We start from the raw sequence: 26,776 nt of genomic DNA, 5'->3' as shown, positions 1-26,776 counted from the left end.
ATGCCCAAGCGGACAGACATCAAGAGCATCCTCATCATCGGCGCGGGTCCGATCATCATCGGCCAGGCGTGCGAGTTCGACTACTCGGGCGCGCAGGCATGCAAGGCGCTGCGTGAGGAAGGCTACAAGGTTATTCTCGTCAACAGCAATCCGGCGACGATCATGACCGACCCGAACACGGCCGACGTCACCTACATCGAGCCGATCACGTGGGAAGTGGTGGAGCGCATCATCGCCAAGGAGCGCCCGGACGCGATCCTGCCGACGATGGGCGGCCAGACCGCGCTGAACTGCGCGCTGGATCTCCACGCGCACGGCGTGCTGGACAAGTACAAGGTCGAGCTGATCGGCGCCTCGCCGGAAGCGATCGACAAGGCGGAAGACCGTCAGAAGTTCAAAGACGCGATGACCAAGATCGGCCTCGGTTCGGCCAAGTCGGGCACCGCGCATTCGATGGAAGAAGCGCTGCAGGTGCAGGCCGATATCGCTACGCAAACGGGCAGCGGCGGTTATCCGGTCGTGATCCGTCCGTCGTTCACGCTGGGTGGTTCGGGCGGCGGCATCGCGTACAACCGCGACGAATTCGAAGAGATCTGCAAGCGCGGTCTCGACCTGTCGCCCACGCGCGAACTGCTGATCGAAGAATCGCTGCTCGGCTGGAAAGAGTACGAGATGGAAGTGGTCCGCGATAAAAAGGACAACTGCATTATCGTTTGCTCGATCGAAAACCTGGATCCGATGGGCATCCACACCGGCGACTCGATTACGGTCGCGCCGGCGCAAACGCTCACGGACAAGGAATACCAGATCCTGCGTAACGCATCGCTCGCTGTGCTGCGCGAGATCGGCGTGGATACGGGTGGATCGAACGTGCAGTTCTCGATCAATCCGAAAGATGGCCGGATGATCGTGATCGAAATGAACCCGCGCGTGTCGCGTTCGTCGGCACTGGCCTCGAAGGCAACCGGCTTCCCGATCGCTAAGGTCGCCGCGAAGCTGGCAGTCGGCTACACGCTGGACGAGTTGAAGAACGAAATCACCGGCGGCCAGACCCCGGCATCGTTCGAACCGACGATCGACTACGTCGTCACCAAGATTCCGCGTTTCGCATTCGAGAAATTCCGCGAAGCCGATGCGCGTCTGACCACGCAAATGAAGTCGGTCGGTGAAGTGATGGCAATCGGCCGCACCTTCCAGGAATCGTTCCAGAAGGCGCTGCGTGGCCTCGAAGTGGGCGTGGATGGTCTCGACGAAAAGACCAATAACCGCGACGAGATCATCCGTGAGATCGGCGAAGCCGGTCCGGACCGCATCTGGTATGTCGGCGACGCATTCCGTGTCGGCATGACGGCCGAAGAGATCTTCGAAGAAACCTCGATCGACCCGTGGTTCCTCGCGCAGATCGAACAGATCATCCTGAAGGAAAAGGCGCTGGGCGGTCGTACGCTGGCAAGCCTGTCGAAGGAAGAACTCAAGTATCTGAAGCAAAGCGGCTTCTCGGATCGCCGCCTGGCCAAGCTGCTCGGCGCGAAGCCGGCGGAAGTGCGCCAGCGCCGTATCGAGTTGAACGTGCGCCCGGTCTACAAGCGCGTCGACACGTGCGCAGCCGAGTTCGCCACGAAAACCGCCTACATGTACTCGACCTACGAGGAAGAGTGCGAAGCGAATCCCACGAACAACAAGAAGATCATGGTGCTGGGCGGCGGCCCGAACCGGATCGGCCAGGGTATCGAGTTCGACTACTGCTGCGTGCACGCAGCGCTCGCCATGCGCGAAGACGGCTACGAAACGATCATGGTCAACTGCAACCCTGAAACCGTTTCGACCGACTACGACACGTCCGATCGTCTGTACTTCGAATCGCTGACGCTCGAAGACGTGCTCGAAATCGTCGACAAGGAAAAGCCGGTCGGCGTGATCGTGCAATACGGCGGCCAAACGCCGCTGAAACTCGCGCTCGATCTCGAAGCGAACGGTGTGCCGATCATCGGCACGTCGCCGGACATGATCGACGCCGCGGAAGACCGCGAGCGTTTCCAGAAGCTGCTGCAGGACCTCGGCCTGCGTCAACCGCCGAACCGCACCGCGCGTGCTGAAGACGAGGCGCTCAAGCTCGCCGAAGAAATCGGCTATCCGCTGGTGGTGCGTCCGTCGTACGTGCTGGGCGGCCGCGCCATGGAAATCGTCCACGAGCCGCGCGACCTCGAGCGCTACATGCGCGAGGCCGTGAAGGTGTCGAACGATTCGCCGGTGCTGCTCGACCGCTTCCTCAACGACGCGATCGAATGCGACGTGGATTGCATCTCCGATGGCGAAGCCGTGTTCATCGGCGGCGTGATGGAGCACATCGAACAGGCGGGCGTTCACTCGGGCGACTCGGCTTGCTCGCTGCCGCCGTACTCGCTGTCGAAGGAAACCATCGCCGAGCTGAAGCGCCAGACCGGCGCGATGGCGAAGGCGCTGAACGTGGTCGGCCTGATGAACGTGCAGTTCGCGATCCAGCAGGTGCCGCAGGCTGATGGCTCGAAAGAAGACGTGATCTACGTGCTCGAAGTGAATCCGCGTGCATCGCGCACGGTGCCGTACGTGTCGAAGGCGACCAGCCTGCCGCTCGCGAAGATCGCAGCGCGCGCGATGGTCGGCCAGAAGCTCGCCGATCAGGGCGTGACGAAGGAAATCGATCCGCCGTACTTCAGCGTGAAGGAAGCCGTGTTCCCGTTCGTCAAGTTCCCGGCAGTCGATCCGGTGCTCGGACCGGAAATGCGGTCGACCGGTGAGGTGATGGGCGTGGGCCAGACGTTCGGCGAAGCGCTGTTCAAGTCGCAGCTTGCGGCGGGTTCGCGTCTGCCGGAGTCGGGCACGGTGCTGCTGACCGTGATGGACGCCGACAAGCCGAAGGCGGTCGAAGTCGCGCGCATGCTGCATGAACTCGGCTATCCGATCGTCGCGACCAAGGGCACGGCCGCCGCGATCGAAGCGGCCGGCGTGCCGGTCAAGGTCGTCAACAAGGTGAAGGACGGCCGTCCGCACATCGTCGACATGATCAAGAACGGCGAAATCGCGCTGGTCTTCACGACCGTCGACGAAACCCGTGCGGCGATCGCCGACTCGCGCTCGATCCGCATGAGCGCGCAGGCGAACAAGGTCACGTACTACACGACGATGTCCGGCGCACGGGCCGCGGTGGAAGGTTTGCGCTATTTGAAGGACCTGGAAGTCTATGATTTACAAGGTCTTCACGCTCGCCTAAACTAGGGCTTCGAATACCTGTCCAAGATGTAAGTGCCGCGGTTAAGCGGCGTTTCGCAGGTGCTTTGGGCACCGGGTTTCCCCCGGTGCTCTGGCCCTCGCGAAATGCACTTAACCGCGGTGATTTTTTTTACGGCTGTTTTTTGCATAGAGTTGTTTATGAGCACTGTTCCATTGACGAAGCGCGGCGCGGAAATGTTGCGCGATGAATTGCAGCGCCTGAAATCGGTTGAGCGTCCCTCGGTGATCAATTCGATCGCGGAAGCGCGTGCCCAGGGCGATCTGTCGGAGAACGCGGAATACGACGCGGCGAAGGAAAAGCAGGGCTTCATCGAAGGCCGTATTGCCGAAATCGAATCGAAGCTGGCCGGCGCGCAGGTGATCGACCCGGCGGCGGTGGAAGCGGACGGCCGCGTGGTGTTCGGCGCGACCGTCGAATTGGAAGACCTGGATTCAGGTGCGTCTGTCAAATATCAGATCGTCGGCGACGACGAAGCGGACATCGATCACGGTCTGATCTCGATCAGCTCGCCGATCGCGCGCGCATTGATCGGCAAGTCGGAAGGCGACGTTGCGTCGGTGCAGGCGCCGGGCGGCGTGCGCGAGTACGAAATCATCGCGGTTAGTTACGTTTGAAGGCGGCGCCGGTGTCCTTGATGCCGCATCGACTGTTCCGTCTGCTGACGGTGGTGTGGGTCGGTAGCCTGCTGACTATCGGCTATGCCGTCGCGCCGGTGCTCTTCACATCGCTCGACCGGATGACGGCGGGCGCGGTGGCGGCGCAGCTGTTTCGCATCGAGGGCGTGCTTGGCGCGGTGTGCGGCATTTTGCTGCTGGTTCTGGCGAACGTGCTGGTTCGTCGCGGCAGCGAAGCTTATCGTCGTTTGCGCTGGTTGATCGCGGGTATGCTGGTGTGCGTGCTGGTGGGGTACTTTGCGTTGCAGCCGTTCATGAATGCAATGCGGATTGCCGCGCTGGAAGCGGGCAGCGATGTCGGGCATTCGGCTTATGCGGCACGCTTCGGCATCCTGCACGGCGTGTCGAGTTTGTTTTACCTGATCGAAAGCCTGCTGGGCGTGGCGCTGGTGTGGAAGCTACCGGAGAGCGTCGGCGTCTTGACAGCGGAGCAGGGCGCTCGCAGCGCTGCGGGGAAAGTAACCAGTTGAGTGGCGCGGTTACAGCTCGCTCAAGCTGGTTTGCCTGTAGAGTTGCCCTGGCAGGGCTAACCAGGCGGCCCGAGCAGTTCACATCAAGGTGCGGACACCGCCCGCACCCTCCATCATTCGCTTACTTCGACGACTGATGCGCGCGCTTCGCGCTGGTCTGGCGCTTCTTGGCGCGCTTGATGTTGCCGCCTTGCGTGACGCGTTCATTGCCGCGCACCACGACCGCTTTTGCTTTCGGCTTGCGCATCGGAATTTCGCTGGGCTTCACCACCGTGACCACGCGCGGTGCGCGGCCTTTACCCGGTTTGGCTTCGACAGCCGCTTCGCGGGCGCTCGGCAGGGCGCCGCGCTTGGCCTTCACCGCGGGTTGTGCCGCGGCTTCCGGCTTCCAGATCACCAGCAGCTTGCCGATATGCTGGATCGGCGCAGCGTTCAGCGTGTCGCAGATCTGTTCGTAGATGGCGATGCGCTCTTCGCGTTCGTCGCCGAACACGCGGATTTTGATCAGTTGATGTGCGCCAAGGTGGACCTTGATCTCCGACAGCACAGCGTCGGTCAAGCCTTCGGCGCCGACGAGCACGACCGGTTTGAGCGCATGTGCCTGGGAGCGCAATTCGGCGCGTTGATCGGAAGAGACTTTAAGGGCTGGCATGGAAAGTGGGAGACTCGACTAAAATGGCGGCACCTGCATTTCCGAGAGATTCGGCCAATAGCGCAGGGCGGCGCGTCAGAACAACAGAATCGCGGATGACTGCCAGTTTTGGCGGTGGCCGCGCGAATTAACCGCGTATTATCCCCTAAAGCGCCACATTTCGCAGCAAGAGTTCACCTTTAATGGCAAAAAACAAGTTCAACACGGCGTGGTTGCATGATCACATCAACGACCCGTACGTCAAAATGGCGCAGCGGGAGGGCTATCGCGCCCGCGCAGCCTACAAGCTGAAGGAAATCGACGAGCAGGACAAGCTGATCCGGCCAGGCCAGGTGATCGTCGACCTCGGCTCGGTGCCGGGCAGCTGGAGCCAGTACGCCCGCAACAAGCTCGCCAAGGGGTCGCAGCGCGACGCCGAGCGTGAGGGCGGCATCGACGGCACGATCATCGCGCTGGACATACTGCCGATGGAGCCGATCGCCGACGTCCATTTCATTCAGGGCGACTTCCGCGAAGACTCGGTTCTCCACCAATTGGAAGAATTGGTCGGGGAGCGCCAGGTTGATCTTGTAATTTCGGATATGGCGCCCAACCTGTCGGGAGTGGCGGTGGCGGATGCCGCGCGAATCGAGCATCTGTGCGATATCGCGATGGAATTCGCGCAAAACCACCTGAAGCCGGATGGCGCCCTTTTAGTCAAATGTTTTCATGGCAGCGGTTATAGCCAGATTGTCGAAAAGTTCAAGCGCCAGTTCAAGGTGGTGGCGGCCCGCAAGCCGAAAGCCTCGCGGGACAAGTCGTCAGAAACATTTATTTTGGGTAAGCATCTCAAGCGGCCCGCATAGGCGCGCTGCAGGAAGGTCCCGCATCTGCCGATAAGGTGCCCATGGCGCCGGAAATTGGCGCTCCGATGGTCCGCTACGCTATTTCTGTGGTAGTGAAACCTTATGGCAGGGGTCTGCGGACTGGATTAGAATGCTTTCGTGGTGCCGCAAGGCAAATGTAGGCGCCCGTCTAAGTGAAGGAGTGGTGCTTTGAACAACAATATGTTTTCGAAGGCAGCAGTGTGGCTGGTTATCGCACTGGTGCTGTTTACGGTGTTCAAGCAGTTCGACAAGCCCCGTGTCCAGGAAGGCGTTTCCTATTCGCAGTTCATGGACGACGCGAAGAACGGCAAAGTCAAGAACGTCATTGTCCAGGGGCGGAACCTCACGGTCACTCCAGCAGACGGCCAGAAGTACCAGATCGTGTCGCCCGGCGACATCTGGATGGTCGGCGATCTGATGAAGTATGGCGTTCAGGTGAGCGGCAAGGCTGATGACGAACCGAATGCGCTGGTGTCCGCGCTGTACTACCTCGGACCGACGATCCTGATCATCGGCTTCTGGTTCTACATGATGCGACAGATGCAGGGGGGCGGGAAAGGCGGTGCGTTCTCGTTCGGTAAATCCCGTGCGCGTCTGATCGACGAAAACAACAACGCAATCAATTTCACCGACGTCGCCGGTTGCGACGAAGCCAAGGAAGAAGTCTCCGAACTGGTCGACTTCCTGCGCGATCCGCAGAAGTTCCAGAAGCTGGGAGGGCGCATTCCGCGTGGCGTGCTGCTGGTCGGGCCGCCGGGAACCGGTAAGACGTTGCTCGCGCGCGCTATCGCCGGTGAAGCGAAGGTGCCGTTCTTCAGCATCTCGGGTTCGGACTTCGTCGAAATGTTCGTCGGTGTCGGTGCGGCGCGTGTGCGCGACATGTTCGAGCAGGCCAAGAAGCATGCACCGTGTATCGTGTTCATCGACGAAATCGACGCGGTTGGCCGTCATCGCGGCGCCGGCATGGGCGGCGGTAACGACGAACGCGAACAGACCTTGAACCAGATGCTGGTCGAGATGGACGGCTTCGAAGCGAACTCGGGTGTGATCGTGATCGCTGCCACGAACCGTTCGGACGTGCTGGACAAGGCGCTGCTGCGTCCGGGCCGTTTCGACCGTCAGGTGTACGTGGGTCTGCCGGACATCCGCGGTCGCGAGCACATCATGAAGGTCCACCTGCGCAAGGTGCCGATTTCGAACGACGTCGACGCAGCGGTGATCGCGCGCGGCACGCCGGGCTTCTCGGGCGCCGATCTGGCGAACCTGGTCAACGAAGCAGCGCTGTTCGCGGCTCGCCGTGGCAAGCGCATCGTCGAAATGACCGACTTCGAAGACGCGAAGGACAAGATCTTCATGGGTCCGGAGCGCAAGTCGGCCGTGATTCGCGAAGAATCGAAGCGTGCTACGGCGTATCACGAGTCGGGTCACGCGGTTATCGCCAAGCTGTTGCCGAAGGCCGATCCGGTGCACAAGGTCACGATCATCCCGCGCGGCCGTGCGCTGGGCGTCACGTGGCAGTTGCCGGAGCATGACAACGAAACGTATTCGAAAGACTACCTGCTGGACCGCCTCGCGATCCTGTTCGGTGGCCGCGTCGCGGAAGAGTTGTTCCTGAACCTGATCAGCACCGGCGCATCGGACGACTTCAACAAGGCAACGGCTACGGCCCGCGCCATGGTGGCTCGCTTCGGTATGACGGACGCACTCGGGCCGATGGTCTACGTCGACGACGAAAACGACGCAACGCCGTTTGGCCGTGGTTTCACGCGCACCATTTCGGAAGCGACGCAGCAGAAGGTCGACGCGGAAATCCGCCGCGTGCTGGACGAGCAGTACAATCTCGCCAAGCGCCTGTTGGATGAAAACCGCGACAAGGTCGAAGCGATGACCGCCGCACTGATGGAGTGGGAAACGATCGACGCCGATCAGATCAACGACATCATGGCAGGCCGTCCGCCGCGTTCGCCGAAGAGTTCGCCGCCGTCAGCGAGCGACGCCTCATCGGGCGGCAGCCCGGGCACCGAGGTCAAGCCAGGCAGCGCGACCGCGCCGGCCTGATAGGCGACCAGTAGAAAGTGCGGGCCGGTGTGTTTCACACCGGCCCGTTTTGCATTTATCCGTTTTATGTGGTTGACCGCTACGTGTCGAAAGTCGAATTTCCTTCTCTCCCCATCCCCGAACCGCTGCAATGCGGCCGCTTCAAGCTGACCTTTGAACGCCCGTTGGTCATGGGCATCCTGAACGTCACCCCCGATTCTTTTTCGGACGGCGGCAAGTACGCGATGCGCGGCGATGCGCTGCGCCAGGCCGAGCTGATGCTGCTCGACGGCGCGGACATCATCGACATCGGTGGCGAGTCGACCCGCCCGGGAGCGCCGCCCGTGCCGCTCGACGAAGAACTGGAACGGGTGATCCCGCTGATCGAACAACTGCGCGGCGCGAATGTGCCGCTGTCGATCGATACGTACAAGCCGGAAGTGATGCGCCGGGCGCTGGCCGCGGGTGCCGACCTGATCAACGATATCTGGGGCTTCCGGATGCCCGGTGCGGTTGACGCGGTGCGCGACAGCGAATGCGGTTTGTGCGTGATGCATATGTTCGGAGAGCCGCAGACCATGCAACTTCGTGAGCCGGACTATCAAGACGTGGTGGGCGAGGTTCGGCAGTTTCTCGAAGAACGGGTGGCGGCGCTGCAGCAGGCGGGCATTGCCCGTGCGCGGATCAGCGTGGATCCGGGCTTTGGCTTCGGCAAGGCGGTGGTCGAAGACAATTACGCGCTGCTCGCGCACCTGCCGGACACGGCGCCGCGGGCCGAGCCGCCGTACCCCATTCTCGCCGGCATGTCGCGCAAGTCGATGGTCGGCGCGGTCGTCGGACGCCCGGCGCCGGAGCGCGTCGCGGGCAGCATCGCCGCAGCGGTGTGTGCTGCCGAGCGTGGTGCGGCAATTCTGCGCGTGCACGATGTCGCGCAAACTGTAGATGCATTGAAAGTATGGGCGGCCATGCGCGACGCGGCGAACCACAGCCGCGCGCGTGGCTGAACCCAAAAGCGAAGGAGGAACATAAAAGATGGCACGTCGTTATTTCGGAACGGACGGGATTCGGGGCAAGGTTGGCGAAGGGCCTATTACGCCTGAGTTTGTGTTGCGGCTCGGCTACGCTGCCGGCAAAGTGCTCGCGGGCGCGGACCGCTGGGCGAGGTCGGGCGCACGGCCCACCGTGCTGATCGGTAAAGACACGCGGGTGTCGGGCTACATGCTCGAGGCCGCGCTCGAAGCGGGTTTTTCCGCGGCCGGCGTCGACGTCATGCTGGCCGGGCCGATGCCGACCCCGGGCATTGCCTATCTGACGCGCGCGCTGCGGCTCGCCGCGGGCGTCGTGATCAGCGCGTCGCACAACCCGTACTACGACAACGGCATCAAATTCTTCTCCGCCGACGGCAACAAGCTGCCCGACGAAGTGGAATCGCAGATCGAAGAGCAACTTGATCTGCCGCTCGCATGCGCGGCCTCCGAGCAACTCGGCAAGGCGCGGCGCCTTGACGACGCAGCCGGACGTTACATCGAATTTTGCAAGAGCACCTTTCCGGCAGCGTTCGACTTACGCGGGCTGAAGCTGGTGGTCGACTGCGCGCACGGTGCCGCGTACGACGTCGCGCCGCACGTGTTCCATGAACTCGGTGCCGACGTGATTCCGATCGGCGTCGCGCCGAACGGTTTCAACATTAATGACGGCGTCGGCGCGACCGCGCCGGACGCGCTGGTGCGCGCAGTGCGCGCGAACCATGCGGACCTCGGCATCGCACTCGACGGCGACGCCGACCGGCTGCAGGTCGTGGACGCGGCGGGCCGCCTGTATAACGGCGACGAGTTGCTGTACGTGCTGGTCAAGGACCGGATGGCGACCGACGGCAAAGTCGAAGGCGCAGTCGGCACCTTGATGACCAACATGGCGGTCGAAGTCGCGCTGCAGGAAGCCGGCGTGAAGTTCGTCCGCGCGGCGGTGGGCGACCGTTACGTGCTCGAGCAGTTGCGCGACCACGGCTGGCAACTGGGCGCAGAAGGCTCCGGCCATATTCTCTCTCTTGACCGCCATTCGACCGGCGACGGCATCGTGTCGGCCCTGCTGGTGCTGGCCGCGATGAAGCGCAGCGACAAAACGCTCGCCGAACTGCTCCACGGCGTCACGCTGTTCCCGCAGAAGCTGATCAACGTGCGGATGCAGCCCGGCGCGGACTGGAAGGGCAGCGACGCGATCCGCCGCGCCATCAGCAAGGCTGAGGAAGCGCTGAACGGCCGCGGCCGCGTGCTGATTCGCGCCTCGGGCACAGAGCCCGTTCTACGGGTGATGGTGGAGGCGGAAAATGTCGACGACGCGGTTCACCATGCCGAAACGATCTCCGAGGCGGTGAAGCAGGCTACTGCCTAGGCTGCACATGCCTATGGCGGTACGAGGCGGCTCTGAATAGGCCGTCCCGTACCGCCATCCTGGCCGTTCCCTGCGCGGCGCCGCACCCGCACCCGCAAGCAAACGTTCGCGCCCCATCTTTTTCGTCTAATCTGCAGTTCGACGCCGGCAACTCCGTTAAACCGGCAATTCGTCCGCTCGGGCGCCTTTCATATCAGTAATCAAACTGTCACATCCGTTTCACGGTTAGTCACGTTACTGTCACAAAGAGACCCTAAGCTTCGCGGTGTTCATGTTATTCGCTAACACCGCTCACACCCTTGGAGGTCTCATGAAATTGATGCAAACCGTGTTCGCTGGCGTCGCTGGCGCGCTTTTCGCGATCGCCGCGCAAGCCGCAGACATCACCGGCGCGGGCAGCACCTTCGCAGCGCCGATCTACACGAAGTGGGCTGACGCCTACCAGAAGTCGGGCGGCGGCAAGGTCAACTACCAGGGTATTGGCTCGTCGGGTGGCGTGAAGCAGATCGTCGCGAAGACCGTCGACTTCGCCGGTTCGGACGCTCCGCTGAAGGACGAGGAACTCGCCAAGGAAGGCCTGTTCCAGTTCCCGACGGTAGTCGGCGGCGTGGTGCCGGTCATCAACGTGCCGGGCGTGAAGGCGGCTGAACTGACGCTGTCGGGCGAAGTGCTCGGCGACATCTATTTGGGCAAAATCAAGAAGTGGAACGATCCGGCGATCGTTGCGCTGAACCCGAAGATCAAGCTGCCGGATACCGACATCGCCGTGGTTCGCCGCGCCGACGGTTCGGGCACCAGCTTCATCTGGACGAACTACCTGTCGAAGGTCAACGCTGACTGGAAGTCGAAGGTTGGCGAAGGCTCGACGGTCAGCTGGCCGACGGGTACGGGCGGCAAGGGCAACGACGGCGTCGCCGCCTTCGTGCAACGTCTGCCGGGCGCAATCGGCTACGTCGAATGGGCGTACGCGAAGCAGAACCACATGACGTACGTCGCGCTGAAGAATTCGTCGGGTGCAGTGGTCGAGCCGAAGACTGACACGTTCAAGGCAGCGGCAGCGGGCGCGGACTGGTCGAAGTCGTTCTACCAGATCCTCACGAACGAGCCGGGCAAGAACGCATGGCCGATCGTCGGCGCAACGTTCGTGCTGCTGCACACGACGCAGGACAAGGCGCCGCAAGGTACCGAAACGCTGAAGTTCTTCGACTGGGCGTTCAAGAACGGCACGCAAGCCGCGAACGATCTGGACTACATCTCGCTGCCGGATTCGGTTGTGTCGGAAATCCGTACGCAGTGGAAGTCGAAGGTGAAGGACGCTGCGGGCAAGCCGATCGCTGAATAAGCGACGTAACAGGCAGTAGGCATCTCGCGACACATTGGCCGTCCTCAGTCGAGGACGGCCAATGGCATTACCCCAGCACCATCCGCCGCACGATAAGTGTCATACGGCAACTGGAAACAGGTCCATCAGGCTCTCATGTCCGATATCCAATTAGCGTCTGGCGCGGCGAGGTCGACACCGCCCGGCAGCGCGTCGCAGCAGAAAGCGCCTAGCCGCACCGGCGACATCATTTTCGGCGGCCTTGCCCGTCTCGCCGCCATCGTCACGCTGTTGCTGCTCGGCGGCATCATCGTGTCGCTGATCGTCGCCTCCATGCCATCGATCAAGCAGTTCGGCCTCGCGTTCCTGTGGACCGCCGACTGGGATCCACCTAGCAAGCAATTCGGCGCATTGGTACCCATTTACGGCACGATCGCGACCTCGCTCATTGCGCTCATCATCGCGGTGCCCGTCAGCTTCGGCATCGCGCTTTTCCTGACCGAACTCGCGCCCGCATGGCTGCGCCGTCCGCTCGGTGTCGCCATCGAACTGCTCGCGGCGATCCCGTCGATCGTCTACGGCATGTGGGGTCTGCTGGTGTTCGCCCCGATATTCGCGACGTGGTTCGAAAAGCCCCTCGGCACGGTGTTGGGCGGCATTCCGTTCGTCGGCGCGCTGTTTCAGGGGGCGCCGATCGGCATCGGTATTCTGTGTGCGGGCGTCATTCTCGCGATCATGATCATTCCGTACATCGCCGCGGTGATGCGCGACGTGTTCGAAGTCACGCCCGTCCTCCTGAAGGAATCGGCGTACGGCATCGGCTGCACGACCTGGGAAGTGATGTGGAAGATCGTGCTGCCTTTCACCAAGAGCGGCGTAATTGGCGGCGTGATGCTCGGCCTCGGCCGCGCGCTCGGCGAAACGATGGCGGTGACCTTCGTGATCGGCAACACCAACCTGCTCGATAACGTCTCGCTGTTTTCGCCGGGCAACAGTATTACCTCGGCGCTCGCCAACGAATTCGCGGAAGCGGATCCGGGCCTGCATACGTCGGCGCTGATGGAACTCGGGTTGATCCTGTTCGTGATTACTTTCATCGTCCTGGCGATCTCGAAGATCATGCTGCTTCGTCTCGAAAAAGGGGAGGGCGCGAAATGAGCCGGCCCACCTTGAATATGCCGGGTTCGAACGACCCCGCCGTGCTCGAAGCGATGCGCGTGCGTCTGCAAGGACGCCGCCGCGCGAAGAATGCGATTGCGCTGACCATGTCGCTCGCGGCCATGGCGTTCGGCTTGTTGTGGCTGGTGTGGATTCTTTATACGACGCTGCGTCTCGGCATCGGCGGCTTGTCGGTCGAATTGTTTACGCAATCCACACCGCCGCCGAACACCGATGGCGGCGGTCTCGCCAACGCGATCGTCGGCAGCGTGATGCTGGTTGCGCTCGCAACGTTCGTCGGCACGCCGATCGGCATTCTGGCGGGGGTCTATCTCGCGGAGTACGGTCAGAAGGGCTGGCTTGCGAGTGTCACGCGGTTCATCAACGACATCCTGTTGTCGGCGCCGTCGATCGTCGTGGGTCTGTTCGTCTACGCGCTGGTCGTCGCAAAGATGGGTCACTTCAGCGGTTGGGCCGGTGTGTTCGCGCTCGCGCTGCTGCAGATTCCGATCGTGATCCGTACCACCGAGAACATGCTGAAGCTGGTGCCGAATGCCCTGCGCGAAGCTGCTTTCGCACTCGGCACGCCGAAGTGGAAGATGGTGCTGTCGATCACGCTGAAGGCTTCGATCGCCGGCATCGTCACGGGCGTGCTGCTCGGCGTTGCGCGCATTGCCGGTGAAACCGCGCCGCTGCTGTTCACCGCGTTGTCGAACCAGTTCTTCTCGCTGAACATGGGCCAGCCGGTTGCGAACCTGCCGGTCACGATCTACAAGTTCGCAATGAGCCCGTTTGCGCAATGGCAATCGCTTGCATGGGCCGGCGTCTTCCTGATCACGCTCGCGGTGCTGGGATTGAACATCCTCGCGCGCACGATCTTTTCGAATAAGTAAGGGCGGAGTGTAATCCGATGAATATGGCAGAAACTCAAATCAATCCGACCGCACGTCCGACAGCGCCCGCCGGCTTCGATCCCGCCCAAAGCGGCCAGGCGCAAGCGCCGTCGCGTCCGAAGATCGAGATCAACGACCTGAACTTCTTCTACGGCAAGTATCACGCGCTGAAGAACATCAACCTGCGGATTCCCGAAGGCAAGGTGACCGCGTTCATCGGCCCGTCGGGCTGCGGCAAGTCCACCTTGCTGCGCACGCTCAACAAGATGTACGCGCTCTATCCGGAACAACGCGCCGAAGGCGAGATCCTGATGGACGGCGAAAACCTGCTGACCTCCAAGCGCGATATTTCGCTGCTGCGCGCGCGGATCGGCATGGTGTTCCAGAAGCCGACGCCGTTTCCGATGTCGATCTACGACAACATCGCGTTCGGTGTGAAGATGTTCGAAACGCTGCCGCGCTCGGAAATGGACGACCGCGTGGAATGGGCGCTGACCAAGGCCGCGCTGTGGAACGAAGTGAAGGACAAATTGGGCCAGAGCGGCTACGGTTTGTCCGGCGGCCAGCAACAGCGTCTGTGTATCGCACGCGGTATCGCGATCCGTCCCGAAGTGCTGCTGCTCGACGAGCCGTGCTCCGCGCTCGACCCGATTTCCACGGGCCGTATTGAAGAGTTGATCGCTGAATTGAAGAGCGATTACACGGTGGTGATCGTCACTCACAACATGCAACAGGCCGCACGCTGTTCGGACTACACTGCCTATATGTACCTCGGTGAATTGATCGAATTCGGCGACACCGAAAAGATCTTCATCAAGCCGGTCCGCAAGGAAACCGAGGACTACATTACTGGCCGCTTCGGCTAGGCCGCCGCGCAAAAACAACGGAGTACGACATGTCCGATAAACATCTGTCCAGCCAGTTCGACGCCGACCTGAACCTCGTTTCTTCGAAGGTGCTGGAAATGGGCGGCCTGGTCGAGTCGCAGATCGTCAACGCGATGATCGCGCTCAACAACTTCGACCTCGAAGTCGCCGAACAGGTCATCGCGGCCGAAGAGCGCCTGAACACGATGGAAGTCGAAATCGACGAAGAGTGCAGCAACATCATCGCGCGCCGTCAGCCGGCCGCGCGCGACTTGCGCCTCCTGATCGCGATTTCGAAGACCATCACGAATCTCGAGCGCGCCGGCGACGAAGCCGAAAAAATCGCCAAGCGCACCAAGCGTCTGATGGAAGACGGCGCCTCGCGCAGCATCAATATCGCCGAGATCAAATTGTCGGGAGAAATGGCGGTGTCGATCCTGCGCCGCGCGCTGGACGCCTTTGCGCGTCTCGACACGGTCGCCGCCGCGCAGATCATGCGCGACGACAAGGCGATCGACGAAGAATTCCGCGCTTTCGTTCGCAAGCTGATTTCGTACATGACCGAAGATCCGCGTTCGATTTCGGTGGGCCTCGACTTCCTGTTCATCGCCAAGGCGATCGAGCGGATCGGCGACCACGCGAAGAACATTGCCGAATTCATCATTTACATCGTCAAGGGCACCGACGTGCGGCACAAGTCGCGCGATGCGCTCGAACGCGAAGCACTCAGTTAATCCAGATATAAGGAACAGAGGTGCCGATGCCCAGCAGCATTCTCGTCATTGAAGATGAGCCCGCCATTTCCGAACTGATTTCGGTCAATCTTCAACACGCCGGACACTGCCCGATTCGCGCGTACAACGCGGAGCAGGCGCAGAACCTGATCAGCGACGTACTGCCCGATCTCGTCCTGCTCGACTGGATGTTGCCGGGCAAGTCGGGCATTGCGTTCGCCCGCGATCTGCGCAACAACGAGCGCACCAAGCACATTCCGATCATCATGCTGACCGCGCGCGGCGATGAACAGGACAAGGTGCTCGGCCTCGAAATCGGTGCCGACGACTACGTCACCAAGCCGTTCTCGCCGAAGGAACTGATGGCGCGTATCAAGGCGGTGTTGCGCCGCCGCGCGCCACAGCTGACCGAAGACCTGGTGGCGATCAACGGTCTGAAGCTCGATCCGGCGACGCACCGCGTAGCGGCCCATGCGGAAGGCAGCGAAATCAAGCTGGACCTCGGCCCGACCGAATTCCGTCTGCTGCACTTCTTCATGACGCACCCGGAGCGCGTGCACAGCCGCACGCAACTGCTCGATCAGGTGTGGGGCGATCACGTGTTCGTCGAAGAGCGCACGGTGGACGTGCACATCAAGCGTCTGCGCGCCGCGCTCAAGCCGGCCGGGTGCGATGCTATGATTGAGACGGTGCGCGGCAGCGGCTACCGGCTCGCGAAGAGCGCCTGACTTGGCGGTAGCGCGAGTGGCGGTGTTTGAGCCACGCGCGCCGTGAATGTCGCATACGCCACATCTGCCATATCGGTTTGGCTAAGCGCCGCGTTTTTCAGATCCCGGCGTGAACGGTTTCCTCTTCGATCGCTAGAACATGAACATCATCTGGGCGCGCTCCATCGTGTCGGTCGTGCTGCTGGCTGTTCTGTGCGTGGTCGTCGGCGCACTCCTGAACGTCAAGGCTGGGCTCGTCCTCGCGATCGTCATGCTGCTCGCGCAGAGCTTCTTCAGCACCTTCCACAAGCAGCGTTTATGGCGCTTGCTCGACGCACCGGTCTACGGTGAAGTGCCGAGCGCTCCCGGCATCTGGGGCGAAATCTACTACCGTCTGCACAAGCTTGCGAAGCGCTGGCATGCGCAGGTGCGGCAGGTCGAGCAGCAGCATTCGCGTTTCATTCAGGCGATCCAGGCTTCGCCGAACGGCGTGGCGATGCTCGACGACCACGATCAGATCGAGTGGTGCAACGCGATCTCCGAACTTCATTTCGGGCTCGATGCGAAACGCGATCTGCGCCAGCACATCACGCATCTGGTGCGTCATCCCGATTTCGTGCGCTATCTGAATTCGCAGCGCTACGAGCAGATGCTGATCATGCGCGGCATGGGCGACAAGCGCCAGAACGTGCTGTCGGTGCAGGTGTTTCCGTACGGTGCAAATCGCAAGCTGGTGCTGTCGCAAGACATCACCGAACTGGAGCGTACCGATGCGATGCGGCGCGACTTCGTCGCCAATGTCTCGCATGAACTGAAGACGCCGCTGACCGTGCTCTCAGGTTTTCTGGAGACGATGCGGGAATTGCCGTTGAGCGAAGCCGAGCGCGGACGCTACCTCGAATTGATGGAGCAGCAGGCCTCGCGGATGCGTCATATCGTCAATGACTTGCTGGTGCTCGCGAAGCTCGAAGGCGACAACAAGCCGCCGAGCGATCAGATGATCGATATGCGCGCGGTGTTGCGGCATCTGAAGGACGACGCGGCAAGCCTGTCGAGCGACCATCACAAGATCGTGTTCGACGCTGACGAAGGGCTCACTGTCACCGGCGTGGAAACGGAAATACTCAGTGCGCTTGGCAACCTCGTGACCAATGCGATCCGCTACACGCCGGACGGCGGTGCAATCATGGTGACTTGGCACACCTACGGCGGCAGTGCGGTTTTCTCGGTCACGGACAGCGGCCTGGGGATCCCGGCAGCCGATATTCCGCGTCTGACCGAGCGCTTCTATCGCGTCGACCGCAGCCGCTCGCGGGATACGGGCGGTACGGGCCTCGGCCTCGCCATCGTCAAGCATGTGCTGCAGCGGCACGATGCTCAGCTCGACGTGAAGAGCGAAGAGGGGCGTGGCAGCACCTTCACCGTGCGCTTCCCGGTGTATCGCACGGCGCGCCGGCAACCGGCGCCGGTCTAGCAAAAGTGGCATGAAACAAAGCCCGCCTGTAGCCAAGGCGGGCTTTTTTCATGGGCGTCGGCGCTTCAGCGGCGCGCGAGCATGATCAGAAAAGCGCGAACTTACGAACAGAATTTCCCCAGCAGACTCATCTGCGCATTGCGCGAGGATTTCCCCGGCCGCCGGCGCCGATAGTGACCGTCGCTTTGCATCAACCAGGCGGACTGGTTGTCGCCGAGAAACGCTGACAGGCCTTCGGCAATCACACGCCGCTTCAAGCGGCGGTTGTTGACCGGAAACGCCACTTCCACACGCCGGAAGAAGTTACGGTCCATCCAGTCGGCGCTCGACAGATACACCAGTTCCTTGCCGTCGTCGTGGAAATAGAAGATGCGATGATGCTCGAGAAAGCGCCCAACGATCGAACGCACCGTGATGTTCTCCGACAAACCCGGCACACCCGGTTGCAACGAACAGACGCCACGCACGATCAGATCGATCTTCACGCCGGCCTGCGATGCTTCGTACAGCTCGGCAATCACGGTGGGTTCGAGCAGCGCGTTCATCTTCGCGACAATGCGGGCCTTCTTGCCGGCGCGCGCGTGAGCGGCTTCCGCGCGAATCGCCTCGACCAGTTTCGGGTGCAGCGTGAACGGCGACTGCCAAAACTCATGCAGCTTCAGTTCACCGCCGATGCCGGTCAGTTGCTGGAACACGTGGTGCACGTCTTCGCAGATCTTTTGATCGGCGGTCATCAGGCCGAAGTCGGTATAAAGACGCGCGGTGCGCGGATGATAGTTGCCGGTGCCCAGGTGCACATAGCGCTTGAGCGTGGTCTTGCCGCCCGACGACACACGCCGCACGATCAGCATCATCTTCGCGTGGCACTTGTGGCCCACCACGCCGTACACGACATGCGCGCCCACCGCTTCCAACTGCGACGCCCAGTTGATATTGGTTTCTTCGTCGAAGCGCGCGAGCAGTTCAACCACCACTGTCACTTCCTTGCCGTTGCGCGCCGCCTGCATCAGCGCGTCCATCAGCGGGGAGTCGGTGCCGGTGCGATAGATGGTCTGCTTGATGGCCACCACATTCGGGTCTTTAGCTGCCTGCAGCAGCAGTTCGAGCACCGGCTGAAAGCTCTCGTAAGGATGATGCAGCAGCACGTCGCCCTGATCGATCACGTCGAACATGTTCGCGCTGTTGGCGATCTGCGGCGGAATCGCAGGAATATGCGGCACGAACTTCAGGTCGGGCCGGTCCACCATCTCCGGCAATTGCATCAGCCGAACCAGATTGACGGGACCGTCGACGAAATAGCAATCCTTGGTGCTCAGGCTGCTTTCGTCGAGCAGGCGCCGCACGACATGCGCGGGCGTGTCCGCCGACACTTCGAGCCGCACCGCATTGCCCAGATGCCGCGCCGGCAGTTCGCCCTGCAAGGCGACACGCAGATTGGTGATTTCGTCTTCGTCGACGAACAGTTCGCTATTGCGCGTGATGCGAAACTGGTTGCAGGTGCGCACCACCAGATTCGGAAACAGCTCGCCGACAAAGCGCTGCAGCAACGAGCTCAGCAGCACGAAACCATGCGGATAACCCGACAGTTCCTGTGGCATGCGCACGAGCCGCGGCAATGCACGCGGCGCCTGCACGATGCCCATCATCGCCTGGCGGCCGAACGCATCCTTGCCTTCCAGTTCGACGACGAAGTTCAGGCTCTTATTGAGCACGCGCGGAAACGGGTGCGCCGGATCGAGGCCGATCGGCGTGAGCACCGGCAGCAGTTCGTCGAAGAAGTAATTGCGCGCCCATTCGGTCTGCGCTTCGTTCCACGCTTCAGTGCCGTGAAAATAGATGCCTTCTGCTTCGAGCGCGGTGAGCACCGTGTCGTGCAGCATGGTGTACTGGCGATGCACGAGCCTCTGCGCGCGTTCGACCACGAGGTCGTACACGTGCTGCAACGACATACCGTCCGGCGACGGCGCGCCGGGGTTGTCGCGCATCTGTTCCTGCAGGCCGGCCATGCGGACTTCGAAGAATTCGTCGAGGTTGCTACTGGTGATGCAGATGAAGCGCAGGCGTTCGAGCAAAGGGACGGCTGGGTCGGCAGCTTGTGCCAACACACGCTCGTTGAAACCCAGAATGCCCAGCTCGCGATTCAATAAGGGGTAGCGGATGGACATCGGCAGCGAGAGTGGAGTGTCAGGAGGGGAGACAGAAAGACGCTCGGAAATTCTCACAGTATGATGACGTTGTTATGACATTCAGGTCTTACAAATTGTACGCCGTATTCGTCGCGTGTCGTAATTATGACGCAGTGCATATGGGACCATAGGGCACCCCATCACTGCGAGGCGACATCGTGAGGTCCGCTACGCTTAGAATGGCGTCTTTGAACAGCGCGGTTGGCCATAAGGCGCCCAAGGCGCCGAGTGGATATCCGGCACCTTCCGCATCCAACGCCGCCGCGCACGCGCGCATGGAGTCCGCTTACTCGATGGCCACTACTCCACAACTCCTTGCTGCCGTCGACCTCGGCTCGAACAGCTTCCGGCTGATCGTGGGCCGGGTCGAGGAAACCGACGCCGGCAGCCAGATCTATCAGGTCGACGCATTGCGCGAGCCGGTGCGCCTTGCCGCCGGTCTGTCGCGCGACAAGATGCTCGACCGCGCCTCGCAGGTGCGTGGCTGGGATGCGCTCAAGCGCTTCGGCGAGCGGCTGCGCGATTTTCATCCCGATCATGTTCGAGCCGTCGCCACCAACACGCTGCGCATCGCCAAGAACGCGGGCGAGTTTCTCGGCGAGGCGCAAGCCGCGCTCGGCTTCCCAATCGAAGTGATCGCCGGGCGTGAGGAAGCGCGCCTGATTTATGCAGGGGCTGCACACTCCGTGCCCGCGAGCGCGGGCAAGCGTCTCGTGGTGGATATCGGCGGCGGCTCGACGGAATTCATCATCGGTTCGCACTACACGCCGATCAAGATGGAGAGCCTGTATATCGGCTGTGTGAGCCATAGCCGCGCGTTCTTCCCCGCAGGCAATGTCGACGAATACACGATGCGCCAGGCCGAACTCGCCGCGGGCCGTGAAATCCAGATCATTTCCGCCGAATACAAGAAAACCGGTTGGGAACAAGCCATCGGTTCGTCCGGCACTGCACGGGCGCTCGCCGAGCTGGTCGAGGCAAACGGCTTCAACGATGCGGGCGTCACGCACGGCATCTCGCGCGGCGGCCTCGAGCGCCTCAAGCGCGCGCTGATCAAGGCGGAGAACGTCAATCGTCTGAAGCTGGTCGCGCTGAAGGCCGATCGCATTCCGGTGCTGGCCGGCGGCCTGTCGATCATGATGGCGGTGTTCGACGAACTCGGCGTCGATTACGTCGATACGACAGATGGCGCGCTGCGCCTCGGCGTGCTGTACGACTTGCTGGGCCGTTCGCAGCACGAGGACATGCGTACGGTGACGGCGGAAGGTTTCATGCGCCGTTATGGCGTGGACCGCGCGCAGGCCGGGCGTATCGGTGAACTCGCGGTGCGCTTTTACGACCAGTTTGCCGAGCCGGATGAGGAGCGCCGCGCCGAGAATCGCATGTTCCTCGGCTGGGCTGCGGCCTTGCACGAAATCGGGCTGTCGATTTCCCACAGCGCTTATCACAAGCATTCGGCTTATATCGCCAGCAACGCCGACATGCCGGGTTTTTCGCGCACCGACCAGGCGCGGCTCGCCGCGCTGGTGCTCGGCCACGCGGGGAAGCTCGGCAAGCTGTCGCAAACGCGCGAGGTGGAATGGCCGCTGTTGTTCTGTCTGCGGCTCGCGGCGCTGCTGTGCCGCCGGCGTGCCGATGTCGGCTTGCCGGGCATCGCGGTCGCGCAGGTCAATGGCGGTTACGAGGTGCGTCTGCCGAACGAATGGGTAGCTAACAACCCGCTGACCGATTACAGCCTGATCCAGGAGGCGGCGGAGTGGGAGAAGGTTGGCATCCCGTATCGCGTGGTCTACACGGACGATTGAGAATCCTGCGTTGTAATTGAAAAACCCGGCGGAAATGCCGGGCTTTTTTTACGCGCATCGTCAGCCGGCTGAATTGGCCGGGTGGTTTGCGCGGGTTTGCGTGCTAATCAGCGCGGCGACGCGTCGCCGAGGAAGTGCCGCGCGTAACGTGCGTTGATATCCGTCAGGCGCAACAGCGTCAGAAAGTCCGCCGTGTTGAAGTCGGGATCCCAGGCCGGCGCGCCGCAAATCTTCGCACCGAGGCGCAGATAGCCTTTCACCAGCGGCGGCGGTGCGACGTTGGCGCCGGTTTGCAATTCTTCCACCGGCAGCGGCGTGTGCGGGAACGCCCGATATTCCGGCGCCGTCAGCGCGTTGTCGCGCAGCGAGCAGTAAAGATTCGCCGCGTAGTGGCCACCGTCGACCATCGCGACGCTCGCGCAGCCGAGCATCGTTTCGTAGCCGTTGTGCTTCATGTAGGCGGCAAGCCCTGCCCACAGCGACATGATTACCGAGCCGCTGCGATAGTCCGGGTGCACGCACGAGCGGCCCACTTCGACCATCTTCGCGCGCAGGTGCGTGAGACGCGACACGTCGAATTCGCTTTCGGCATACAGGCGTCCGATACGGGCGGCCTGATGCGGTGGCAGCGCGCGATAGGTGCCGACCACCTTCAGCGTGTCGAGATCGCGCACCAGCAGGTGATCGCAGTATGAATCGAACGAATCGACGTCGAGGCCGGCAGGGCCCGTCAGACGTGCGCCCATTTCATCGGCGAATACACGGTAGCGCAGACGCTGGGCCTCGCGTAGTTCCTCGTCGGTGCGTGCCCACGTCACTTGCAGGCGATGCTGGGCGGTGACCGTCTCTTCGGCGCGCGGCAGGCGGCGCGTTTCGAAGATCGAAGCCAGGGGCAGGGTGGGCGTCGGCAGTTCTCGCATGTGGCGTCCTGGTCGAAAAAAGGGAGATTTCTTTTTTCGCCAATGTAGTAACGCCGGGTGACGCTCGCATGGCAAACCCATGACGATTGGATGACTGCCCGTAAGCTGCGTGCGCGCGGCCTGTCATATCGCGGGCCGGGCAGGGCGTGTGTTGTTTCTGCGCGACCGGTGCGCTCGAGCGCGTTGTTGGACCTCTTTGATCGCCAGGCTGTGCGCCCGGTTCAGATCAGGTCGGGGCTCATCGCCGCGCGCAGCACAGCCTGGTCGTCGCCGTTGCGTTCACGGCTTTCGATCCACCACAGGCCAGCTTTCTTCAGCGGCCAACTCGCTTCGCTATTGCCAAGCAAACGTGCGGTGACGTGGCCGAGCGTCGGTTGATGGCCGACGATCACGACGGTCTGTGAGATGCCTTTGGGCCAGCCGACGGCCTTGAGCACGTCGTCCGCGCTGGCGTTGGGCGCGAGTTCGCGCACCACGCGATACTGGTCGCTCAAGGTTTCGGCGGTCTGGATGGTGCGCACCGCGGGACTTGCGAGGATCACAGCGTCCTCAGGGAGGCGGGTGCGCAGCCATTTGGCGACGTTTTGCGCCTGTTTGCGGCCCTTCGTGGTCAGCGCGCGGGCGAGATCGCTGGCGGCGAAATCTTCGGCTTCGGCGTGACGCCAGAGGATCAGATCCATGCGTGCCTCCTTGACTCTGGTTGCGGCGTGGACAGCGGCGCCGGGTTTCAATCACTGTCGCATGCGCGCTCATGCGGGCGCAAGGCTGAGCATCAATCAGTTTGCTTGAACCCCGTGGCGCCGATAGCCCAAAAGCAAAAACCCGCGAAGCCAGAGGCGACGCGGGTTTCGTATTGCTTTTTCGTGGTCGGAGCGAAAGGATTCGAACCTTCGACCCTCTGATCCCAAATCAGATGCGCTACCAGGCTGCGCTACGCTCCGACGAATCCGAGATTCTACGTGGCATTGTGTGCCAGAGTCAATCACGAATTGCGTCGGGATGAAAAAAAGGTCTCGGACGTCGGCAGCGGACAGCATAAGCTTGCGCGTCACTGCGCGCTCGGCGGTCCTTGGTGGCAGGATCGTTGCGGCGATCAACACACGCGGCAAGCGCGAGAATCGCACCGTCGAAGGTTAGCGCGTCGCCTTTGTGCAGAGCGACGCGCCGATTTATCCCCTCAATGCCGGCGGCGCATCCAGTGCGGCATGTTCATGTGCGGCATGTGCTGGTGTGTGATCCAGTGATGCAGCATGCCTTCGCCGTCGTGTTCGCGCCTGTAGGTTCTGGCCTCAAAAATCGACAGGGCGAGCAGCACGAGCAGACCTATTGCAAGTCCGATCAGACCTGCGATCGATTCAGCGTCCATGGCAGTCTCCTATGACACGTAACCGTGCCTTTATAGTAGCGCACGCGTAACGAAATGGGGTGCCTCGCGCGACATCGTCGAATGCGAATTGCGGGTAAACTCTGGGCGCTTCTTTGCCGTTTTTGTCTTTATCGAGAGTCTATGAATCGCGTTTTGTTGATTGCGTTGATGCTGGCTGCCGGACTCGCCGGCTGTGCCAACGATCCTTCCGGGCATCATGGCGGGCCGCCGCCGAAGGATCCCGTCGACTACCACGGCGTACCGACCGACGACCGGCCGCCTGTCATGGCCCCCGCGCCCTGAGCGTCTGCTGGGATTGAAAGCGAAGCCCCGGCGCATGCACACCGGGCGCCGACGCAAAGGCTAGGCGCCCACGCCTGCCATGCCTCGTACGACGCCTGGCAGAAAGCGCGCGAGGGTTATGCCGCGCGCGGCCATGAAGATCAGCATGGCGGCCCACAAACCGTGATTGCCGTACAGCGCCAGCAAGGCCCACGAAGCCACGACGAACACTGCAAACGACACCATCATCGACGTCATCAGCTCATGCGTGCGAGTGGCGCCGATGAACACGCCGTCGAGCAGAAAACCCCATACGGAGATCACCGGCAGGAGCGCGGCCCATGGCAGATAAGTCTCGGCCGTCGCGCGCACCGCGGCCTGATTGGTCAGACCTTCGATGATCCATGAGCCCGCGCCCCAGTACACCAGCGAGAAGCCCAGTGCGCCGAGCGCGGACCACAGCGCCGTCACCTTGATGGCCTGCGTTAAAGCGTGCCGGTCGCGCGCGCCGATCGCAGCGCCTACCAGCGCTTCGGCAGCGTGCGCGAAGCCGTCGAGTCCATAGGCCATGAAGGTCTGAAAATTGAGCAGCAGCGCGTTGGCGGCAAGCGTGGTGTCACCCTGCCTCGCGCCGAGATGCGCGAACCAGCCGAACGACGACAGCAGACAGAGCGTGCGCACGAAGATATCGCGATTCAGTACCACCAGACGCTTGAGCGCCGCAGCGTCGAAGAGGGCGGCGCGGCTCGGTGCAGGCAGGCCGCGCGGCCTGCCGTGCCACAACAATGCGGCGCCGAGTACGAAGCCGAGTGCGTCGGCGGTGGCCGTGGCCGCGCCGATGCCGGCCACGCCCCAATCGAATACATACACGTACAACAGCACCGCTACGATGTTCACGCTGTTGATGAACACTTGCGAGAGCAGCGCGAGCCGCACCTTCTGCGTACCGAGCAGCCAGCCGAGCACGACATAATTGCCGAGCGCGAGCGGCGCGGCCCAGATGCGCGCGTGGCAGTAGAGCTGTGCGTGGCGCTGCACCGCGTCGCTGCCACCGATCGCGCGCAACGCATAGCCGATCATCGGCACTTGCAGCAGAAGCACCGCTGCGCCGATCGCCGCCGCCAGCAACAGCGCGCGTACGACGTTATTGCGCAACCCGGCATGGTCGTCCGCGCCATGCGCTTGTGCGACGAGGCCCGTGGTGCCCATGCGCAGGAAGCCGAAACCCCAGAACACGAAGTTGAAGAACAGGCCGCCGAGCGCCACGCCGCCGAGATAGTATGCACCGTCCAGATGGCCGGCAACGGCGGTGTCGACTGCGCCGAGAATCGGCTGCGTGAGATTGGCGAGGACGATCGGGAACGCCAGCGTCAGCACCCGGCGGTGCCAGCGCGCGGGGACCGCGGGTGCCGTCGCCGCCGCATCGTCCACCAAGGTGACTTCCTCCGCGCCGTGCCCTAAGGGGACTTCCTTCGGCGCGCCTTCCAAGGGGACTTCCTTCGGGGCGCCCGCAGGGTCGCTCAATTACGTTCCTGCACGCACACCCATGGCGAGACGACCACCGCCCACAGATCGGGATCGCGCGCGGCGAGATCCGCGGCGGTTTCCGCCTGCACGCGTTCGACAAGGCCGGAAGACAGCCATTGTGCGACCTGCGTGGTGTCGTCGCTGGCGATGGCCTCGGCGACGCTCACCAGGTCGATATCGCGCGCGACGCGCAGCAACATGCCGCGCGCGAAAAAGCGCTCGAGTTCGGTCCAGCCGATTTTGGCAGTTTCGGCGAGCAGCTTGGCGTACAGCGGGCTATGCGTAGCGTTGTTGGAAGTCATCGTAAGCGGGTTCTGACGGGGCCGTTACTATAAACCATCGGCGCGGACCGCCCGGGCGGCGCGCATTCCGGTACGCTTGAGGTCTTTCGAAATTCATTCTGAACCTTCATGTCACTGGATTCAACGGCGCCGGCATCGGGCACGCAAGCTCGCGTGGTGACCAGCGCCACGCTCACACGCACCGACGTGGAGCGCCTCATCGCTGCGAATAGCGCGGCAAATGAGGCGGGGAATAAAGAGCCGCTCCATTTCACCGACTGCGATTTCGAAGGCGCCGATCTGTCGCGACTCGATCTGCGCGGCGCTGAATTTCATCGTTGCACGATCGTCGAGACGTCGTTTTTCGGCGCGATGCTGTCGCATACCCGCTGGGTCCGTTGCCGCGGCCGCGAGGCGGATTTCGCGTCGGCCGATCTGGTCGACGCGGCGTTCCAATCGAGCGATCTGAACAACACCAGCTGGCGGCGCGCCAAGCTTGCCTCGGCGTCATTTCACAGTTGCAAGCTGACCGGCGCCAATTTCGAAGCCTGCGCGGCGCTCGGTTTGAGCTTCGTCGAAACCTTGCTGGTGGGCGCGCATTTGCGCGGCTTGTCGTTTCGCAAGGCCACGCTCCAGCAACTCGATTTCTCAGACGCCGATCTGGCCGGTGTCGATTTCCGCGAAGCGATCTTCGCTGGCGGCAGTCTGAAGGATGCCCATCTGAAAGGCGCGCGCTTTGACGGCGCGGATCTGCGCGAGGCTGACCTGAGCGGCGTACGGCTCGTCGATGCGGCGCTTTTCAAGGGCGCGACGATTTCGCATCACCAGGCGGCGGTGCTCGTGACCGAACTGGGTCTGCGAGTCATGTGACCGCTGTTTCAAGCTGGCTGGTTTT

At 62.2% G+C, this 26,776-nt stretch carries 24 protein-coding genes and 1 tRNA gene; 17 read left to right on the top strand and 8 right to left on the bottom strand.

Annotation, left to right across the window (positions count from 1 at the left end; all coding sequences use genetic code 11):
* From carB to P3T22_RS08655, 3 genes are all read left to right on the top strand, one after another.
* On the top strand, positions 1-3,255 hold the full coding sequence (carB, locus tag P3T22_RS08665; protein ID WP_429324766.1) for a carbamoyl-phosphate synthase large subunit: 3,255 nt from the start codon (positions 1-3) through the stop codon (positions 3,253-3,255).
* Between the two features lie 153 nt (positions 3,256-3,408).
* Positions 3,409-3,885 carry a transcription elongation factor GreA gene (greA, locus tag P3T22_RS08660; protein WP_012433846.1) on the top strand — a complete coding sequence of 159 codons (477 nt, stop codon included), beginning with the start codon at positions 3,409-3,411 and terminating at the stop codon, positions 3,883-3,885.
* A gap of 20 nt (positions 3,886-3,905) precedes the next feature.
* Positions 3,906-4,415 carry a DUF4149 domain-containing protein gene (locus tag P3T22_RS08655; RefSeq protein WP_063498022.1) on the top strand — a complete coding sequence of 170 codons (510 nt, stop codon included), beginning with the start codon at positions 3,906-3,908 and terminating at the stop codon, positions 4,413-4,415.
* Between the two features lie 121 nt (positions 4,416-4,536).
* Here the strand turns inward: P3T22_RS08655 and P3T22_RS08650 are convergent, their stop codons facing one another.
* Complete coding sequence (locus P3T22_RS08650) at positions 4,537-5,067, bottom strand: YhbY family RNA-binding protein (protein WP_063496816.1); 531 nt, start codon at positions 5,065-5,067, stop codon at positions 4,537-4,539.
* Positions 5,068-5,249: 182 nt separating this feature from the next.
* Between P3T22_RS08650 and P3T22_RS08645 the strand changes: the two genes are divergently transcribed.
* The 11 genes from P3T22_RS08645 (at position 5,250) to phoR (ending at position 17,514) form a co-directional block, all read left to right on the top strand.
* Positions 5,250-5,912, top strand: coding sequence for an RlmE family RNA methyltransferase (locus P3T22_RS08645; RefSeq protein ID WP_063496815.1), 663 nt, complete (start codon positions 5,250-5,252; stop codon positions 5,910-5,912).
* A 189-nt stretch (positions 5,913-6,101) separates the two neighbouring features.
* The gene (gene ftsH, locus P3T22_RS08640; protein WP_028199161.1) at positions 6,102-7,991 is read left to right on the top strand and encodes an ATP-dependent zinc metalloprotease FtsH; all 1,890 of its coding nucleotides are present in this window, start codon (positions 6,102-6,104) and stop codon (positions 7,989-7,991) included.
* A gap of 83 nt (positions 7,992-8,074) precedes the next feature.
* On the top strand, positions 8,075-8,974 hold the full coding sequence (gene folP / locus P3T22_RS08635; protein WP_429324765.1) for a dihydropteroate synthase: 900 nt from the start codon (positions 8,075-8,077) through the stop codon (positions 8,972-8,974).
* Positions 8,975-9,002: 28 nt separating this feature from the next.
* On the top strand, positions 9,003-10,361 hold the full coding sequence (gene glmM / locus P3T22_RS08630) for a phosphoglucosamine mutase (RefSeq protein WP_063496814.1): 1,359 nt from the start codon (positions 9,003-9,005) through the stop codon (positions 10,359-10,361).
* A gap of 310 nt (positions 10,362-10,671) precedes the next feature.
* Positions 10,672-11,703: a phosphate ABC transporter substrate-binding protein PstS gene (gene pstS / locus P3T22_RS08625; protein ID WP_063496813.1), complete on the top strand. Its 1,032-nt coding sequence runs from the start codon at positions 10,672-10,674 to the stop codon at positions 11,701-11,703.
* 135 nt (positions 11,704-11,838) lie between these two features.
* Complete coding sequence (gene pstC / locus P3T22_RS08620) at positions 11,839-12,840, top strand: phosphate ABC transporter permease PstC (RefSeq protein WP_063496812.1); 1,002 nt, start codon at positions 11,839-11,841, stop codon at positions 12,838-12,840.
* Positions 12,837-13,733 carry a phosphate ABC transporter permease PstA gene (pstA, locus tag P3T22_RS08615; protein ID WP_063496811.1) on the top strand — a complete coding sequence of 299 codons (897 nt, stop codon included), beginning with the start codon at positions 12,837-12,839 and terminating at the stop codon, positions 13,731-13,733. The genes pstC and pstA overlap by 4 nt, the downstream gene beginning before the upstream one ends.
* Positions 13,734-13,750: 17 nt before the next feature.
* Positions 13,751-14,599: a phosphate ABC transporter ATP-binding protein PstB gene (gene pstB, locus P3T22_RS08610; protein ID WP_063496810.1), complete on the top strand. Its 849-nt coding sequence runs from the start codon at positions 13,751-13,753 to the stop codon at positions 14,597-14,599.
* Positions 14,600-14,628: 29 nt separating this feature from the next.
* Positions 14,629-15,333, top strand: coding sequence for a phosphate signaling complex protein PhoU (phoU, locus tag P3T22_RS08605; protein ID WP_063496809.1), 705 nt, complete (start codon positions 14,629-14,631; stop codon positions 15,331-15,333).
* Between the two features lie 26 nt (positions 15,334-15,359).
* Entirely contained in the window at positions 15,360-16,061 is a 702-nt protein-coding gene (gene phoB, locus P3T22_RS08600) for a phosphate regulon transcriptional regulator PhoB (RefSeq protein ID WP_028199153.1), read from the top strand.
* Positions 16,062-16,200: 139 nt separating this feature from the next.
* The gene (phoR, locus tag P3T22_RS08595) at positions 16,201-17,514 is read left to right on the top strand and encodes a phosphate regulon sensor histidine kinase PhoR (protein WP_429324764.1); all 1,314 of its coding nucleotides are present in this window, start codon (positions 16,201-16,203) and stop codon (positions 17,512-17,514) included.
* 101 nt (positions 17,515-17,615) lie between these two features.
* Here the strand turns inward: phoR and ppk1 are convergent, their stop codons facing one another.
* Positions 17,616-19,679 (bottom strand): polyphosphate kinase 1, encoded by a 2,064-nt coding sequence (gene ppk1 / locus P3T22_RS08590; protein ID WP_429324763.1) that lies wholly within the window; start codon positions 19,677-19,679, stop codon positions 17,616-17,618.
* A gap of 200 nt (positions 19,680-19,879) precedes the next feature.
* Here ppk1 and ppx point away from each other — a divergent pair, with 200 nt between their 5' ends.
* Positions 19,880-21,505, top strand: coding sequence for an exopolyphosphatase (ppx, locus tag P3T22_RS08585; RefSeq protein WP_063496806.1), 1,626 nt, complete (start codon positions 19,880-19,882; stop codon positions 21,503-21,505).
* A gap of 107 nt (positions 21,506-21,612) precedes the next feature.
* Here ppx and P3T22_RS08580 read toward each other — a convergent pair whose 3' ends face one another.
* From P3T22_RS08580 to P3T22_RS08565, 4 genes are all read right to left on the bottom strand, one after another.
* Positions 21,613-22,425, bottom strand: a complete 813-nt coding sequence (locus tag P3T22_RS08580; RefSeq protein ID WP_429324762.1) for a GNAT family N-acetyltransferase — start codon at positions 22,423-22,425, stop codon at positions 21,613-21,615.
* A 221-nt stretch (positions 22,426-22,646) separates the two neighbouring features.
* Positions 22,647-23,105, bottom strand: a complete 459-nt coding sequence (gene sixA / locus P3T22_RS08575; protein WP_063496804.1) for a phosphohistidine phosphatase SixA — start codon at positions 23,103-23,105, stop codon at positions 22,647-22,649.
* Positions 23,106-23,289: 184 nt separating this feature from the next.
* Positions 23,290-23,366 (bottom strand) — tRNA-Pro (locus tag P3T22_RS08570).
* A 236-nt stretch (positions 23,367-23,602) separates the two neighbouring features.
* The gene (locus tag P3T22_RS08565) at positions 23,603-23,791 is read right to left on the bottom strand and encodes a hypothetical protein (protein WP_063496803.1); all 189 of its coding nucleotides are present in this window, start codon (positions 23,789-23,791) and stop codon (positions 23,603-23,605) included.
* Positions 23,792-23,932: 141 nt separating this feature from the next.
* Between P3T22_RS08565 and P3T22_RS08560 the strand changes: the two genes are divergently transcribed.
* Positions 23,933-24,094 carry a hypothetical protein gene (locus P3T22_RS08560; protein ID WP_181448377.1) on the top strand — a complete coding sequence of 54 codons (162 nt, stop codon included), beginning with the start codon at positions 23,933-23,935 and terminating at the stop codon, positions 24,092-24,094.
* A gap of 60 nt (positions 24,095-24,154) precedes the next feature.
* On the opposite strand, the gene P3T22_RS08555 is transcribed toward P3T22_RS08560, so the two are convergent.
* The gene (locus tag P3T22_RS08555; RefSeq protein ID WP_429324897.1) at positions 24,155-25,507 is read right to left on the bottom strand and encodes an MATE family efflux transporter; all 1,353 of its coding nucleotides are present in this window, start codon (positions 25,505-25,507) and stop codon (positions 24,155-24,157) included.
* Between the two features lie 86 nt (positions 25,508-25,593).
* Complete coding sequence (locus P3T22_RS08550; RefSeq protein ID WP_063496802.1) at positions 25,594-25,902, bottom strand: DUF2288 domain-containing protein; 309 nt, start codon at positions 25,900-25,902, stop codon at positions 25,594-25,596.
* A gap of 108 nt (positions 25,903-26,010) precedes the next feature.
* On the opposite strand from P3T22_RS08550, the gene P3T22_RS08545 reads away from it, so the two are divergent.
* Positions 26,011-26,751: a pentapeptide repeat-containing protein gene (locus P3T22_RS08545; RefSeq protein WP_063496801.1), complete on the top strand. Its 741-nt coding sequence runs from the start codon at positions 26,011-26,013 to the stop codon at positions 26,749-26,751.
* Positions 26,752-26,776: the final 25 nt, after the last annotated feature.

It is taken from the genome of Paraburkholderia sp. GAS348 (genome assembly GCF_050434205.1).
Lineage (GTDB): Bacteria > Pseudomonadota > Gammaproteobacteria > Burkholderiales > Burkholderiaceae > Paraburkholderia.
This window is presented reverse-complemented; position numbering and strand designations above follow the sequence as displayed.

Excerpts from the sequence above, each read along its gene's own strand:
- carB (WP_429324766.1), top strand. The coding sequence starts at position 1 with ATGCCCAAGCGGACAGACATCAAGAGCATCCTCATCATCGGCGCGGGT.
- greA (WP_012433846.1), top strand. The coding sequence starts at position 3,409 with ATGAGCACTGTTCCATTGACGAAGCGCGGCGCGGAAATGTTGCGCGAT.
- P3T22_RS08655 (WP_063498022.1), top strand. The coding sequence starts at position 3,906 with ATGCCGCATCGACTGTTCCGTCTGCTGACGGTGGTGTGGGTCGGTAGC.
- P3T22_RS08650 (WP_063496816.1), bottom strand. The coding sequence starts at position 5,067 with ATGCCAGCCCTTAAAGTCTCTTCCGATCAACGCGCCGAATTGCGCTCC.
- P3T22_RS08645 (WP_063496815.1), top strand. The coding sequence starts at position 5,250 with ATGGCAAAAAACAAGTTCAACACGGCGTGGTTGCATGATCACATCAAC.
- glmM (WP_063496814.1), top strand. The coding sequence starts at position 9,003 with ATGGCACGTCGTTATTTCGGAACGGACGGGATTCGGGGCAAGGTTGGC.
- pstS (WP_063496813.1), top strand. The coding sequence starts at position 10,672 with ATGAAATTGATGCAAACCGTGTTCGCTGGCGTCGCTGGCGCGCTTTTC.
- pstC (WP_063496812.1), top strand. The coding sequence starts at position 11,839 with ATGTCCGATATCCAATTAGCGTCTGGCGCGGCGAGGTCGACACCGCCC.
- pstA (WP_063496811.1), top strand. The coding sequence starts at position 12,837 with ATGAGCCGGCCCACCTTGAATATGCCGGGTTCGAACGACCCCGCCGTG.
- pstB (WP_063496810.1), top strand. The coding sequence starts at position 13,751 with ATGAATATGGCAGAAACTCAAATCAATCCGACCGCACGTCCGACAGCG.
- phoU (WP_063496809.1), top strand. The coding sequence starts at position 14,629 with ATGTCCGATAAACATCTGTCCAGCCAGTTCGACGCCGACCTGAACCTC.
- phoB (WP_028199153.1), top strand. The coding sequence starts at position 15,360 with ATGCCCAGCAGCATTCTCGTCATTGAAGATGAGCCCGCCATTTCCGAA.
- phoR (WP_429324764.1), top strand. The coding sequence starts at position 16,201 with ATGAACATCATCTGGGCGCGCTCCATCGTGTCGGTCGTGCTGCTGGCT.
- ppk1 (WP_429324763.1), bottom strand. The coding sequence starts at position 19,679 with ATGTCCATCCGCTACCCCTTATTGAATCGCGAGCTGGGCATTCTGGGT.
- ppx (WP_063496806.1), top strand. The coding sequence starts at position 19,880 with ATGGCGTCTTTGAACAGCGCGGTTGGCCATAAGGCGCCCAAGGCGCCG.
- P3T22_RS08580 (WP_429324762.1), bottom strand. The coding sequence starts at position 22,425 with ATGCGAGAACTGCCGACGCCCACCCTGCCCCTGGCTTCGATCTTCGAA.
- sixA (WP_063496804.1), bottom strand. The coding sequence starts at position 23,105 with ATGGATCTGATCCTCTGGCGTCACGCCGAAGCCGAAGATTTCGCCGCC.
- P3T22_RS08565 (WP_063496803.1), bottom strand. The coding sequence starts at position 23,791 with ATGGACGCTGAATCGATCGCAGGTCTGATCGGACTTGCAATAGGTCTG.
- P3T22_RS08560 (WP_181448377.1), top strand. The coding sequence starts at position 23,933 with ATGAATCGCGTTTTGTTGATTGCGTTGATGCTGGCTGCCGGACTCGCC.
- P3T22_RS08550 (WP_063496802.1), bottom strand. The coding sequence starts at position 25,902 with ATGACTTCCAACAACGCTACGCATAGCCCGCTGTACGCCAAGCTGCTC.
- P3T22_RS08545 (WP_063496801.1), top strand. The coding sequence starts at position 26,011 with ATGTCACTGGATTCAACGGCGCCGGCATCGGGCACGCAAGCTCGCGTG.